The organism is Mycobacterium sp. E3339 (assembly GCF_001666915.1).
GTDB lineage: Bacteria > Actinomycetota > Actinomycetes > Mycobacteriales > Mycobacteriaceae > Mycobacterium.
In genome coordinates this window covers 14,963-28,447 of the sequence record NZ_LZIZ01000229.1, presented here as the reverse complement: position 1 = coordinate 28,447, position 13,485 = coordinate 14,963, and the positions used below count along the sequence as shown (strand labels likewise).

Annotated in this window: 15 protein-coding genes and 2 pseudogenes; 8 read left to right on the top strand and 9 right to left on the bottom strand. The window is 69.6% G+C overall.

All coding sequences use genetic code 11. The features are described 5' to 3' along the window. Nucleotides 1–63 precede the first annotated feature (63 nt). Nucleotides 64–336, top strand: a pseudogene (locus A5702_RS25975) (4-alpha-glucanotransferase); the annotation flags it as partial. Nucleotides 337–380: 44 nt separating this feature from the next. Here the strand turns inward: A5702_RS25975 and A5702_RS22100 are convergent. From A5702_RS22100 to A5702_RS22085, 4 genes and pseudogenes are all read right to left on the bottom strand, one after another. Beyond that, nucleotides 381–1,440, bottom strand: a pseudogene (locus tag A5702_RS22100) (4-alpha-glucanotransferase); the annotation flags it as partial. Between the two features lie 122 nt (nucleotides 1,441–1,562). Further along, on the bottom strand, nucleotides 1,563–2,198 hold the full coding sequence (phoU, locus tag A5702_RS22095; protein WP_068223751.1) for a phosphate signaling complex protein PhoU: 636 nt from the start codon (nucleotides 2,196–2,198) through the stop codon (nucleotides 1,563–1,565). Between the two features lie 40 nt (nucleotides 2,199–2,238). After that, on the bottom strand, nucleotides 2,239–3,567 hold the full coding sequence (locus tag A5702_RS22090) for an MFS transporter (RefSeq protein ID WP_068223757.1): 1,329 nt from the start codon (nucleotides 3,565–3,567) through the stop codon (nucleotides 2,239–2,241). A gap of 176 nt (nucleotides 3,568–3,743) precedes the next feature. Then, a complete protein-coding gene (locus A5702_RS22085; protein ID WP_068223748.1) occupies nucleotides 3,744–4,331 on the bottom strand; it encodes a hemerythrin domain-containing protein in 588 nt (195 codons plus the stop codon). 185 nt (nucleotides 4,332–4,516) lie between these two features. On the opposite strand from A5702_RS22085, the gene A5702_RS22080 reads away from it, so the two are divergent. The 3 genes from A5702_RS22080 (at nucleotide 4,517) to A5702_RS22070 (ending at nucleotide 6,478) form a co-directional block, all read left to right on the top strand. Beyond that, nucleotides 4,517–5,401: a cyclopropane mycolic acid synthase family methyltransferase gene (locus A5702_RS22080; RefSeq protein ID WP_068223754.1), complete on the top strand. Its 885-nt coding sequence runs from the start codon at nucleotides 4,517–4,519 to the stop codon at nucleotides 5,399–5,401. Nucleotides 5,402–5,542: 141 nt separating this feature from the next. Further along, nucleotides 5,543–6,052: a hypothetical protein gene (locus A5702_RS22075; protein WP_068223746.1), complete on the top strand. Its 510-nt coding sequence runs from the start codon at nucleotides 5,543–5,545 to the stop codon at nucleotides 6,050–6,052. A 72-nt stretch (nucleotides 6,053–6,124) separates the two neighbouring features. Further along, nucleotides 6,125–6,478 carry a VOC family protein gene (locus A5702_RS22070; protein ID WP_067820933.1) on the top strand — a complete coding sequence of 118 codons (354 nt, stop codon included), beginning with the start codon at nucleotides 6,125–6,127 and terminating at the stop codon, nucleotides 6,476–6,478. Between the two features lie 3 nt (nucleotides 6,479–6,481). Here A5702_RS22070 and A5702_RS22065 read toward each other — a convergent pair whose 3' ends face one another. Together A5702_RS22065 and A5702_RS22060 are read right to left on the bottom strand one after the other, a co-directional pair. Continuing rightward, nucleotides 6,482–6,748, bottom strand: a complete 267-nt coding sequence (locus A5702_RS22065) for a YdeI/OmpD-associated family protein (RefSeq protein ID WP_055399613.1) — start codon at nucleotides 6,746–6,748, stop codon at nucleotides 6,482–6,484. Nucleotides 6,749–6,785: 37 nt separating this feature from the next. Then, nucleotides 6,786–7,676 (bottom strand): hypothetical protein, encoded by an 891-nt coding sequence (locus A5702_RS22060; protein WP_068223744.1) that lies wholly within the window; start codon nucleotides 7,674–7,676, stop codon nucleotides 6,786–6,788. A 62-nt stretch (nucleotides 7,677–7,738) separates the two neighbouring features. Here A5702_RS22060 and A5702_RS22055 point away from each other — a divergent pair, with 62 nt between their 5' ends. Beyond that, nucleotides 7,739–8,458 (top strand): CoA pyrophosphatase, encoded by a 720-nt coding sequence (locus tag A5702_RS22055; protein ID WP_055399617.1) that lies wholly within the window; start codon nucleotides 7,739–7,741, stop codon nucleotides 8,456–8,458. Nucleotides 8,459–8,485: 27 nt separating this feature from the next. On the opposite strand, the gene A5702_RS22050 is transcribed toward A5702_RS22055, so the two are convergent. Then, the gene (locus A5702_RS22050; RefSeq protein ID WP_067820942.1) at nucleotides 8,486–9,055 is read right to left on the bottom strand and encodes a PadR family transcriptional regulator; all 570 of its coding nucleotides are present in this window, start codon (nucleotides 9,053–9,055) and stop codon (nucleotides 8,486–8,488) included. A gap of 115 nt (nucleotides 9,056–9,170) precedes the next feature. Between A5702_RS22050 and A5702_RS22045 the strand changes: the two genes are divergently transcribed. Continuing rightward, on the top strand, nucleotides 9,171–9,593 hold the full coding sequence (locus A5702_RS22045; protein ID WP_068223742.1) for a nuclear transport factor 2 family protein: 423 nt from the start codon (nucleotides 9,171–9,173) through the stop codon (nucleotides 9,591–9,593). Between the two features lie 8 nt (nucleotides 9,594–9,601). Then, complete coding sequence (locus A5702_RS22040; RefSeq protein ID WP_068223740.1) at nucleotides 9,602–10,639, top strand: LLM class F420-dependent oxidoreductase; 1,038 nt, start codon at nucleotides 9,602–9,604, stop codon at nucleotides 10,637–10,639. 109 nt (nucleotides 10,640–10,748) lie between these two features. Here the strand turns inward: A5702_RS22040 and A5702_RS22035 are convergent, their stop codons facing one another. Beyond that, a complete protein-coding gene (locus A5702_RS22035; RefSeq protein ID WP_068223739.1) occupies nucleotides 10,749–11,936 on the bottom strand; it encodes an MFS transporter in 1,188 nt (395 codons plus the stop codon). Between the two features lie 227 nt (nucleotides 11,937–12,163). Here A5702_RS22035 and A5702_RS22030 point away from each other — a divergent pair, with 227 nt between their 5' ends. Further along, entirely contained in the window at nucleotides 12,164–12,442 is a 279-nt protein-coding gene (locus A5702_RS22030) for a hypothetical protein (protein WP_055399627.1), read from the top strand. A gap of 91 nt (nucleotides 12,443–12,533) precedes the next feature. Here A5702_RS22030 and A5702_RS22025 read toward each other — a convergent pair whose 3' ends face one another. After that, on the bottom strand, nucleotides 12,534–13,481 hold the full coding sequence (locus A5702_RS22025) for an FAD-binding oxidoreductase (RefSeq protein WP_068223736.1): 948 nt from the start codon (nucleotides 13,479–13,481) through the stop codon (nucleotides 12,534–12,536). Nucleotides 13,482–13,485: the final 4 nt, after the last annotated feature.

The window sequence follows — 13,485 nt, the reverse complement described above, 5'->3', positions numbered from 1 at the left end:
GCCGTGCAGCATCGCTGCGACGAACAGCTGACGGCGGTGCGCGACGCCGCCCGGGCGGCGGGCATGGCACTCGGCGTGCTGCACGACCTGCCGGTGGGCGTGGACGCGAACGGCGCCGACGCGTGGGCGCTGGCCGACATGCTCGCCACCGGGGTCAGCATCGGGGCGCCGCCGGACAACTTCACCCCGCGCGGTCAGGATTGGGGACTGCCGCCGTGGCGGCCGGACCGCCTCGCCGCCACCGGCTACGCCGCGCTGCGCGACATGCTGCGCGCCGTGCTGGCCCACGCCGACGGCCTGCGGATCGACCACGTCGCCGGGCTGTGGCGGCTGTGGTGGATTCCGCCGGGCGACGGCCCGGACCGCGGCACCTACGTGCACTACGACGCCGAGTGCCATGCCCGCCGCCCGGGCGGCGTCGCGCACCGCCGTCAGCTGTTCGTCGCAGCGATGCTGCACCCAGGCATGGAAGGCGACCCTGGGCGCCAGGTCGCGCCGGGCCGCCGTGACCGCCGGCCCGGCGACATCGCGCAGCGGCGCCGGCCACCGGGTCCACCGGCCGCCGTGCCGCTCGGCCAGGGCGCAATAGGTGGCCCAGTCGCGCAACCCCGTCTCGGCGCCCGGGCCGTCCAACGGGCTGGGTCGGCCCTCGGCGCGCCACAGCAGCTCCAGGGCCGACCGCTTGGCCGCCCACACCAGGTCGTAGTCGATCCGCTCGGTGGTCGCCGAGACCCGTAGCGCATCGACCTCCGCGCGGGTGGCCGGGTCGGCGCGGGAATAGGCGTCGAGGTCCTCGATGCGCAGGGCCAGCGGATTTGCGAACCGCCGGCTGGATGGGGTGTAGGGCGACGGCTGTACGGGATGCGTCGGCCCCGGCGCGTGCAGCGGGTTGAGCAGCAGGGCACCCGCGCCGTGTTCGGTGGCGGTCCAGCTCAGGAACTCGCGCAGGTCGCCCAGGTCGCCAATGCCCCAGGACCGGCCCGAGCGCAACGCGTAGAGCTGCAGCATCCACCCCCAGGTCGCCGGCGTAGGCGGCACCCGCGGTGGGGCGGCCAGCAGGGTGGCCTCCTGGCCGTCGCGCAGCTGAAGCCGATACCAGCCCGCGGGCAGGTCCGCGGGCAGCTCGTCGCGCACCTCGATCCGGTCGCCGTCCTCGCCCATCAACACCGCGGCCCCGGGCAGCCGCCGGGGTCGTCCGCCCACGCGCACGGCCATGGTGGGCGCCAGGGCGCCGGCGCGCTCACGCGCCGCCAGGTTCGCCAACTCTTGGCGCCGGCCGGCCTCGCTGGCGGCATCGACGTCCAGCAGGCCGAGCACGCGGATCACCACGTCGGCGTCGACCTCGACGGGTTCGCGTCGTTCGTTTCGGTAGGAGGTGGCGACGCCGTGTGCCGCGGCCAACCGGCGCAAGTCCTCGGGGACCGCCTTGGGCTTGGCCATCAGCGCGCCGGCCCGGGCAGGACGTGGGCGGTGAAGAGGGGGCGGCAAGGCGGCTTCACCTGGCTTATATACCCACGCCGCGGCTCCTCACACGGAAGCCGTTTGGTTGCAGGCGCTTTCGCCTACTGCCCGGTGGCCTGGAAGATGACCCGCCGGGCGATCTGCACGGCGTGATCGGCGAATCGCTCGTAGAAGCGCCCCAACAGCGTGACGTCCACCGCGGCGGCCACGCCGTGCGGCCAGCCGGGGTCCATCAGCACCGCAAGCAATTGGTGATGCAGTTCGTCCATCGCGTCGTCGTCGCGGCGGATTTGCGCCGCGCCGCCCGGATCCTGGGCCAGCAACACCTCGCGGGCGCCGAAGGCCAGGTGCTCGGCCACATCGCCCATCTCGGCGATGTGCCGGCGCACGTCGCCGGGCAGCGCGTTGCGCGGATGACGCATGCGGGCGATTTCGGCGACGTGCACCGCCAGCCCGCCCATCCGCTGCGCGTCGGCGGCGATGTGGATCGCGCTCACCACCGCGCGCAGATCCGTGGCCACCGGCGCCTGTAATGCCAGCAGCGCGAACGCGGTCTCCTCGACGTCGTGGTCGACGGCGACGATGTCCGCCTGGCCGGCGATGACGCGTTCCGCCAGCACCAGGTCGGCTTTCAGCAGCGCCTCGGTGGCCAGCGCGATGGCCTCCCCGGCCATCGCGCACATCGCCCCGAGCTGTTGGGTGAGCGTTCCCAACTGGTGGTGAAACGCGGTCCGCATGCCTAAAGAGATTAGGCAGGATCGCGGAAAATAAACGTCGCTAGCTGACGTCGTCGGCCAGCGCGCGCGCCTCCTGCTCGGTTTCCACCGCGGGCCCGGAACCCGGCAGCGGCCTACCGGCGACCTCGGGCGTGAACACCAACGTGACCGCCCCCACCAGGCCACCGAAGATCATCATGTAGGCGGGCGCCATGACGTTGCCGGTGCCCGACACCAACGCCTGGGCGATCAGCGGCGTGGTGCCGCCCACCGCCGATATCGCGATGTTGTAGGAGATGGCCAGCGCGCCGTAGCGCACGCTGGTGGGAAACAGGGCCGGCAGCATCGCGGGTGCGGTGCTGTCGAAGCAGAGCTCCATCAGTCCGATCAGCAGCACCCCGAGGAAGATCACCGGGTAGATGCCGCCGAAGCGCATGAGCAGGAAGGCGGGGATGGAACCCACGATCAACAGTGCGCATCCGGTCCACATGATCGGTTTGACGCCGATGCGGTCGGACAGCGCGGCGACGAGCACCACGGTGACCATCAGGATCGCGAGCGTCACCACGATCATCACGAGCCCGGCGGTGTGGCCGACGCGCACGAACAGCTTGAGGTACGTCGGCAGGTAACCGGTCAGCATGAAATCCGCGACCTGGGAGGTCAACACCAGAGCCGCGCAGATGATCAGACCCCGCCACTGGTCCAGCACCGTGCGCCGGAATTGCTGCCGCCCGCCGGCCGGCGGCCCCGCGCTCTCGGCCGCGTTCTGGTAGGCGGACGACTCCTTGAGTCGCAGCCGCAGGAAGAGCGCGAACAGGCCGAAGGGCGCGCCGAGCAGCAGCGGAATCCGCCAGCCGTAGGCCAGCCAGTCGTCGTCGGGCAGCCAGCTTTGCAGCGCGGTGACCATTCCCCCGGCGAGCACGAATCCGACCAGATTGCCCATCGGCAGGAAGCCGACCATCATGCCGCGCTTGTGGTCCGGGGCCTGCTCGACCAGGTAGGTCATCGCCCCGACAAACTCTCCGCCGGTCGACAGGCCCTGAAAGATGCGGGCGATGGCGAGGAGGATGGGCGCCCAGATTCCGATGGCGCTGTAGCCGGGCAGCAGGCCCGTCACGGTGGTGCTCACCGTCATCATCAGGATGGTGACGACGAGGACGCGGTGCCGTCCGATGCGGTCGCCGAGCGGGCCGAAGATGAAGCCGCCGAGCGGGCGCACCATGAACGCGGCCGCCAGCGTGCCGAAGGTCGCGATCAGATGGACGCCGCTGACGCTCTTACCCGGATAGAACACCTGGGCGATGGTCGTGGCGATGTAGCCGTAGACACCGAAGTCGTACCACTCCATGAAGTTGCCGATCGCGGTGCCCATGATGGTTTGGCGCATGGCCGGGTCGGCGACCCGGATCTCGTCGCGGGCCCATTTCGTTCGGCGCGGTCGCGCGTTCATCGCCCGATTGCGTACCCAGAAGTCTCGCGGGCCGAACACTTCTCACTCCCAACCGGCTGTACGTCGGAACTGACCGGGGGCCGATCGTAGCCACCGGGCCTTGGTCGACCGAATCACTGACCTTTCAGGCTGCCGATGCGAAGCGAAAAGTCCTTCGGCTCGGACCGCTCCTTGGGCGGCGCGGTGGCCTCGACATCCTCGACGTAGCTCTGCGGGTCCCGGTCGATGATGGGCAAGCCCTTGGTGGTGGGATGCTCGGCCATGAACTCGCTGTACTGCCGGCCCAACGCCTCGCGCAGGCCGGCGGGGGCGGCGCGGCGGAAGTCGGACAGCCCCTCGCGCTCCTCCTCACCCATGTGCTCGTCGTTGGCCTCGCGGGTTCGGCCGACCGCCGCCCACCACTGCTCGCTGCCGACCAGGGCGGCGTTGGCGTCGCGCACGCCGTCACGGATGTCGTTGTGATCCCCGATCGCGTCGAGCGTCTCGCCCTCGGGGTCCTGCGTGCCCCGCTTCAGCAGCTGCGGGTAGAAGATCTTCTCTTCGATGTAGGCGTGCACGTCCAGCTTGTCGGCGAGGGGACGCCACACCCGCGCCAGGGCGGTCGCGTCGACCGGTGTCTGCGCCTGCAGGTAGTCCAGCTTGGCGAACTGTTCGCGGAACCACTCGTGGTCGGCGAGGATCAACATGGTGATGTCGGCCATCGCGGCGCCCCGCCTTTCTCACCCGCTACGGTTCGCGGCCATGGTGTCCCATCGGGGCGGGCCAGTCAACCGGCCGGGCGACGTAGGGAAAGGCTTCGCCAACCGTGCGGATACACTGGGGCGTCAGCATGTCGATCGACCGCGATCGCACGCGAGAAAAAATCCACCAAAGTCAGAGGTTGTTTGTGCCCGAGAACCGCAGCGAGCCCGTGAGCCTAGAGCCGCATTTCGACGACGTTCAGGCGCACTACGACTTGTCCGACGACTTCTTCGCGTTGTTCCTCGACCCGACGCGGACCTACAGCTGCGCCTACTTCCAGCGCGAGGACATGACCCTCGAGGAGGCACAGCTGGCCAAGGTCGACCTCTCGTTGGGCAAGCTCGGGCTGCAACCGGGCCAGACCCTGCTCGACATCGGCTGCGGCTGGGGAACCACCATCATCCGGGCGCTCGAGCAGTACGACGTCAACGTCGTCGGCCTCACGCTGAGCCGCAACCAGCAGGCGCACGTGCAGCGCCGCCTCGACGAGCACCCCAGCCCGCGCAGCAAGCGGGCGCTGCTGCAGGGCTGGGAGCAGTTCGACGAGAAGGTGGACCGCATCGTGTCCATCGGCGCCTTCGAGCACTTCGGGCGCGACCGCTACCCCGACTTTTTCAAGATGGCCTACGAGGCGCTGCCCGACGACGGTGTGATGATGCTGCACACCATCATTCAGCCCAGCCGCGAGGAGTTCGAAGAGCGCGGGCTGCCCATCACCATGACCAAATTGCGGTTCATGAAATTCATCATGGACGAGATCTTCCCGGGGGGAGACCTGCCCGCGGCCAAGACCGTCGAAGAGCAGGCGACCCGCGCCGGCTTCAGCCTCAAGCTCTACCAGCCGCTGCGCCTGCATTACGCGCGCACGCTGGACACCTGGTCGGCCGCGCTCGAGTCGCGCCGCGACGAGGCCATCGCCATCCAGTCCCAAGAGGTCTACGACCGGTACATGAAGTACCTCACCGGTTGCGCCGACCTGTTCCGCGAGGGCTACACCGACGTCGCGCAGTTCACCCTCACCAAGGGCTGACGACGCCGCCGCCCGCGCGGGCGGCCCGTAACTGACCCGGGGCGGTTTATCAGCTTCGCCCCCGGGGTAAATCCACGAGCAACAACCTGACTCGGTGCGCGCCGGCATTCGTCGGCGCAAAGCCGCAGGGGAGGACTGATCGTGGCTGCCAAACATCGGATGCCCTCGACGCCGGAGCAAAGCCCGGCGGTACGCCGGACCGCGCGCCGCGGGTCGGGTGTCGCGGCGGTGTGCGAAGTCACCTCGGCGTCCATGCTGTGTGCGGCGGCGTGTGCGGCACTGCTGCTCAACGCGCCGCACGGCCAAAAGCGAACCATCGAGGCCAGCCAGGAGCCGCCGGCGGCCTCGCAGACGGTGCGCCAGGAGGGCACGGTGATCGCCGTGTCGCCGGGCTCGGTGACCGCGCGCAGCGCCAACGGGTACACCCAGACCTACCTGGTCACTCCCAACACCGCGCTCATCGGCCATGGCGGGGGCGAACCCGCCGGTGTCGCTTCGCATTTCACGGTCAACGACCACGTCGAGATCGTCGGAACAATTCAGGACGGCACCGCCCTGGCCACCGCGGTGGCCGACCGTGACGCCGGGCGTGGGGACGGGCCGCCCATGGATTACCTTGACGGACAGGTCATTCCGGCCGGCCGGACCTGACTCTCGACCGCTCGCCCACTCCTGGCCGCCCTCGCGGCATAGTCTGTATGCCATCCGGCCAAAGGAGGCACCGTGAGCGAGCACGAAGTGAAGATGATCATCCTGTCGACAGATGACCTCGAAGAGTCGATCCGGTTCTACAGCGAGACCCTGGGAATGGCGCTGAAATTCCGCGATGGAGCGCACTTCGCCGCCCTCGACGGGGGCCCCGTCACGCTCGCCCTCGCGACCCCGGTGGACCATCCCATCCCAGGGCAGGTCGTCGTCGGCATCAAGACCGCCGACGTCGACGCCGCGGCCAAGGCGGTGGAGGCCAGCGGCGGTGGCATCGTCAAGGGTCCGTACGACGACGCACACGAGCGCCGCGCGGTGGTCTACGACAACAAGGGCAACGGGCTGGTGTTCTACAAGCCGCTGGGGCGCTGACAGTTATTTGCCGGTGCGCTCGCGGTGCTTGCAGCCCGGCCAGCAGCAAGGCCGGCGCTTGCCCTCTTCCAACTCCTCCTGCGTCCGGCGGATGCGACGCTGCCGGGTCGCCTCCTGCTTGGCGTCCTCCACCCAGCAGATGAACTCGTTACGGGCCAAGGGCGTGATGTCGTTCCACGCGGCCAGCGCCGTGGCATTGCCGATCAGCGACTCGCGCAGGTCCGCAGGCAGCTTGTGCACCACTCCGCCGGGTATCCGCTGGTTGCTCATGCGGCCAGACTAACGCGCCGGCGCGGGCACGCAGCGGTCAGGAAGCCAAATGCGCACTGTCGTCGTGCAATTCGTCGCGGCGCAACCCCATCGGCGTGAGGCCGGGAACGTCGCCGCCCGCCACCACGGCGCGGGTGATCGGTGTGAGCGCACGAAACAGCGTTTCCACCTCCTCGTCGCTGAGCGCGTCGAGCGCCGAGAGGGCCAGCGCATCGGTGGACCGCTCGATGTGGTCTTTCAGTTCCCGGCCGGCGCTCGTCAGCGACCCGTCAGCATCGAGCAATCCCCGATCGGCCAGCCGTTGCTCGTGGTGCCGCCACGCCGGCTCGTCGTAATCGCGGGTGCGCGCGATGTACTCGCGCGGCACCCCGCCCGCCGCGGCGTGCAGCACGTTGGATTCCCGGCCCGAGATGCCGGCGGCGGCCAGCACCGCCACGTGACCGTCGCCGCGTTGCTCGCGCAACAGCGTCGTCGCGTGCCACAGCGCGGCCAGCGGATCGTCGGGCCACGGCAACGCCGAGTTCGCCGCAAACAGCGGACGCCCGTCCAGCGGCGCCAGCCTTGCCGCCTTCCCCGCCAATTCCGCTGCGATGCGGACGCTTTCGGCAGACTCCAGCCCGTAGCGGCGCAGCGCCGCGACGGCCGAGTCCTGCCGGGCGCGCAGCGCCGCGTCCGGGCCGGCGATGTGCCATGCCGCCGGCAGCGCCTTGGCCACCCGCTCCGGGGCGAAGTTGTAGAAGACGGCGGTGACGACCTCGCGCGGCACCATCCCCAGCGGCGCCGAGCGGGCGGCGAAATAGCCCATCCAGAATCCGCGGTAACCCAGGCCGTCCAGGGCCGCCCGCGCCTCCGGCGCGAAGTACGTCACCGCGTGCACCGGTTCGAAGCGGTCGAAGAAGCGCCGGGCCAGTAGGGTTTCCCTCTGCACGGTCGCAGTCAACCACACCGGGGTTCCGCGACGCGGGCGGCTTCGGCCTAGTCTGGAAACTCGTGACCATCCCGTACGACGAGGCGCTGCGTGAGCGGATCGGCGGCCATCTGGCGAGCCATCGCCGTCGCGAGGTCACCGACCCCGCGAAGCGCCACGCGGCGGTGGCGGTGGTGCTGGTGGACTCGACCCCGGGCGAGGACCGGGTGGATCCGGCGCCGGTGGACGAGTGGAACGGCGACCGCGGCATGCCGGCGCACGGCCTCGACGGCCGGATGGTCGGCGTGTCCGGTGGCGCGGCGTTCCTGTTGTGCCGCAGGGCGTCTCGCCTCAGTTCGCATGCGGCGCAGTGGGCGCTGCCCGGCGGTCGCCTCGACCCGGGCGAGACCGCCGTCGACGCGGCGCTGCGGGAATTACGTGAGGAGGTCGGCATCGCCCTGCCCGCCTCGACCGTGCTTGGGCTGCTGGACGATTACCCGACCCGGTCCGGGTACGTCATCACCCCGGTCGTGATCTGGGGCGGCGGCCGCCTCGATCCCCGCCCGGCGCCCGACGAGGTGGTGGCGGTGTACCGGGTGGGGCTGCATCAATTGCAGCGCGCCGATTCACCGCGGTTCATCACCATCCCCGAGAGCCCGCGCCCAGTGGTGCAAATCCCGTTGGGAAATGACCTGATTCACGCGCCCACCGGCGCCGTGCTGTTGCAACTGCGGTGGTTGTGCCTCGAAGGCCGCCCGGACCCGGTCGACGAGCTGGAGCAACCGGTCTTCGCCTGGAGATAGCGGTCGAGCGCCATGGTCGGCGTCGGCTCACTCGTCGGCCCGCGCGGACAGGCGGTGTTCCATGACGGCCAGCGCGCGGCTGGCCCAGCGAATGTTCTCTTCCTCGAACGCGATTCCGCGCAGCAGCGTCAGGTAGGGGCCGATGCGCTCGGCCTCGGCCAGGAATTCCTCCTCGTCACGACCGTCGAGCACCCGCGCCCGTAACCGTTCGTAGCGTTGCAGTTTGGCCGTCGCCCATTGCAGGCGCTCGTCGATGAATTCGCGCACGGCGCGGGTGTCCCCGGCGTCGGCGGCCTGGACCTTCACCATGAGTTCGTCGCGGATCGCCGACGGCCTGGGCGCCTTGGCGGTGAACTCACCGATCGCGGCGCGCCCGGCGTCGGTCAGGGAGAAGAGGCGCTTGTTGGGCCGGCGCTCCTGGTGCACCAGCCGCGCCTGGATGAGCCCCTGCTCGGCGAGCCGGTCCAGTTCCCGGTACAGCTGCTGCGGGGTGGCCATCCAATAATTGGCGACCGAGGCGTCGAAGTCCTTGGCCAGGTCGTACCCGGACGATTCGCCCTCGAGCAGGGCGGCCAGTACCGCGTCACGCAGCGACATCCAAAGATGCTACAACGGCGCGATTAGTCAACAAAGTGATTAATCGCACTATGGACATGTCGGGTCGCACCGCATAGCGTCAACGGCACTTCCCAACGAAATGTGAGGTGGGCGGATGCATCCCTTCCGCAAGGCGGTCGAAGAACGTGACGAGCGGGCCATGGCGGCGCTGCTGGCCGACGATGTCGTGTTCACCAGCCCGGTGGCCTTCAAGCCGTACGTGGGCAAGCCGATAACCGCGGCGATCCTGCGCGGCGTGTTGCGAATCTTCGAGGACTTCCGCTACATCCGGGAGATCCACGACGGCGGCGGGCGCAACCACGCTTTCGTGTTCGAGACCGGGATCACCGGGGCGCCCGGCGTCAAGATCACCGGTTGCGACTTCCTGCACTTCGACGACGACGGGCTCATCGACGACTTCATGGTGATGGTGCGGCCGCTGTCGGGCGCCAAAGCGCTTTCGGAGGCGATGGGCGCGCAGTTCGACCGGATCCAGCGCGAGGCGCTCGAGCTGGCCGACGAGTCCACCACCGCGTAGGGGGCAAGATGCGAATCGGTTTGGGCATCAACTATGCGGGCGGATTCAAGGACGTGGCCGCCGAAGTGGCCGACCTCGAGCGCGCCGGCCTCGACATCGTCTTTGTCCCCGAGGCGTATTCGTTCGACGCGGTGAGCGCGCTGGGCTACCTGGCCGCCAGCACCGATCGGGTCGAACTGGCCTCCGGGATCCTGCAGCTCTACACCAGAACGCCCACGTTGACCGCGATGACCGCCGCCGGCCTGGACTACGTCTCCGACGGGCGGTTCACCCTGGGGCTGGGCGCATCCGGCCCGCAGGTCATCGAGGGCTTCCACGGCGTGCCCTACGACGCGCCGATCGCCCGGACCCGCGAGGTCATCGACATCTGCCGCCAGGTGTGGCGCCGCGAGACGGTCAAACACCAGGGCCGGTACTACACGATCCCGCTGCCGGCGGGGCAGGGCACCGGCCTGGGCAAACCGCTGAAGCTGATCAATCAGCCCGTCCGGGAACGCATTCCGATACTGATCGCGGCGCTGGGACCGAAAAATGTGGAGCTGGCGGCCGAGGTCGCCGAGGGGTGGCAGCCGATCTTCTATCTGCCCGAGAAGGCGCAGGAGGTGTGGGGAGAGGCGTTGGCCGCCGGCCGCGCCAAGCGGGATCCCGGCCTGGGTAAGCTGGACATCTTCGCCGGCCCGGTGCTGGCGATCGGCGAAAACGCGGAATCGCTAAGGGAATTCGTCAAGCCGCACTTGGCCCTCTACATCGGCGGGATGGGGGCCAAGGGCAAGAATTTCTATCACATGCTGGCCACCAATTACGGCTACGGCCCGCAGGCCGACCGGATCCAAGAGCTCTACCTGGCGGGTGACAAGGAGGGCGCCGCCAAAGTGGTGCCCGACGATCTGGTGCGCGACGTGAACCTGATCGGGAGCCGCGCGTTCGTCAAGGATCGCCTTGCCGCCTTCCGGGAAGCCGGGGTTACCACCCTGAACGTCTCGCCCATCGCGTCCACGCCCGGCGAGCGGATCAAGCTGATCGAGACCCTACGCGAATTGGTGTAAGCCTCAACGCCTTACGCATCCGGAGGGGAGCGATGTAGCGCGCGGGAACACGCCAGCAACGCGGCCAACGTGATCGAAAGCCATACGGCCAGAACCACGAACGGCGGCGTCAGCCCTTTCGGTGGGCGTCGCGTCGCAGGCGCACCGCCCGAGTGGCGGCGGCCAACAACGCCAACGCCGCCATCACCGCGAGAATGGTCGTCGAAACCGCCGATCCGACCGTCGCCAAGATGAGCGGCAGGCCGAAACCGATGTAGGTCACCACGTAGAACGCGCCGACGAGCGCGCCGCGCAAGTGTTTCGGCGCCGCGGACTCCAGGTCGATCAAGCCCTCACGCAGACAGAGGCCGGACGCGCACCCGAGCACCAGGAACAGCAAAAGGCCCAACGCCAGCGACATCGTCGGCGGGGCCAGCGCCGTGACCGCGTAGCCCAGGGCGGCCAGCAGGGCGCCGACGGTGCCGGCCCCCGGCCCCCAGCGGCGCGCGCGGGCGAGCACTTGGATAAGTCCGCTGACCCCGTTGACGAGCAACGTGGCGGTGCCGATCGCCATCGGGGCGGCCAACCCCGTGTGGACGCGGCCGGGGATCGCGACGAAACCAAGGGTCGCCGACGCGAACACCCATGGCGCCAGCGGCATCGCCCAACTCAACGCCCGCGCGGCGCCCTGCCCCGGGTTCGTCGACGGCTGCTGCACCTGCGTGGTTGGCGGCGCGGCGGTGCGCGCGCCCCGAGCGGCAAGAACTGCGAAGGCCATCGCGGCCACGCCGATCACGGCCGCGATCACGAACGACAAGAGGATGCCGGCCGGGCCGGCCTTGACGATCAACCCCCCGGCGAACGGGCCGATCGCAAAACCACCCATCAACACCGCCCCGGCCATGGCGGCCCCGGCCGGACCCTTCAGATCGGAGGCCCAGGCGGTGCAGGAACTCATGGCCAGGCCGACGCCGAACCCGACGACCAGGCGTCCGACGAGCAAGACGTCGTACTGCTGAGAGCACAGCATCGCCACCGTACCGGCCACGGCGGTCGCCGCACCCGCCAGCGCCACCGGCCGCCGCCCGAACGCGTCCGACGCGCGCCCGCCGACGAGCAGACCCGGCACCAATCCCACCGCGTAGACGCCGAAGATCGCATCAAGCGTGGCCGGGCTGAGGCGTTGCCGAACGCTGAGCAAGGGCATCAATGCGACGAAGTGGTTGGCGACCCACCCCACGGATAACAGCAGCACCAACACGGCCGCGAACACGCCGCGGTCGGAATTTTGGGTACCAGCCTTGCCCAGTGTCGCCACCGACGGCCGCGGAGTTGACCCGTTGGCTAGGGACACTGGACGTTTCCTCCCCGTCTGGCTTGGCGCGACAAACCCTAAACGACGATGCGGACGAGGCAGTTATTCCCCATCGCGTGCGGTTTGCACGCGGCGCAAACGCGGGAACCGGCGGGCAAATCTCGTGCGGGGGTTTCAAATCGGTCGATTTGGTGTACTGATACCACTACTCGACTCCAGGGAGGCAAACCATGAAGCAAATCGCGGCCGCGGCGTTCGCGATGGCTGTGCTGCTGTCCAGCGCGTGTTCGGCCTCACAGGTCATCAACACCGGCGGCGACACCAAGTGCAAGGACTTCACGACGCAGGACGAGAAGAAGCAGAACGACGAGGTCAGCAAGATGCTGAAGGACAAGAACGGCACCGACCCGGCCAACGCCGAGATCTCGGCCACCCGGCTCTCGGCCTTGACGTACTGCCAGACGTTGGGCAAGCCGGACACCAAGATTTCCGAGGCGCCGCACGGCTGACCGTGGCCGCCGGCCCGCACCGAAGCCATTGCGCGCCAAGGATTTACTGATCGGCAAGATCAGCGCCGCATCGAGTGATCCTGCGCCGCAACTAGTTCAACGCCAACTCGGCCGGCGTCTCATCGCTGAGCACCGCGCGCGCGAGCAGCTCACCCAACAGCGGGCCGAACTTCATCAGGTTGGCGCCGACGAACGCGAGAACGCGACCGCGCCGCGCCACCGTCCAGCCGTCGCCGCCCGCGTCCAGCCAAGGCGCTCGAACGGTCACGCAGTCCACCCGCTCCACCGGGGTAAGCGTGGGGAACAACGCGCGGACCGTCGCGGGATCCGGTGCCTGCTGCCCGAAGGCCCAGCGGCCCGTGCTGCCGAGCGGCAGCCCGTAGCCCTCGGGCGCCGACAGGCACGCCGCCCCCGTCGCGTCGGCGCCCGCGTAGGTGAACCGGGTGTGCGGGGCGAACTCGACGCCGAGCGGGCCGAAGAGCGCGGGGGTTTGCACACCGGCGCAGATCAGCACGCGATCGCCCCGCAGCACGGTGCCGTCGGCGAGCGTGGTCGCGCCGTCGTCGGCGACCGACACGACCTCGCCGCGGCGCACCTCGACCCGCAGCGCCAACGCGGACAGCGCCCGGCGGATGCGCAGGCTCCCCCCGAGGGGGTCCAGCACGCCTGACTCCCAGGGCGGGGCGGCGAACGGAATGCGCGCCGCGATATCGGCCCGGTCCAGCCAGCGGAACGTCGCCCCGGCCTGCGTCATCGCCGCCGCGGTCTCCTCGCGGGCGCCGGCGGCGATGAATCCCTCCGAACCCAGCAGCCGGCCCGCGGCGAGTTCGGTCTCCCAGCGCTGCCAGCCGGCGCGGGCCCGCAAGGCGAGGCGGCACAGCGCAGGGCGTCGGTGTGCGGTCCGGAAGATGCGGGCCAGCCCGGTGGATTGCTCGCCGAACGGGCGCCCGCGCTCCAGCACGATCGCGGGCTCCCCGCGCCGCGCCAGCTCGTAGGCGGCGGCCAGCCCACACACCCCCGCGCCGACGATGACGATCACGCGA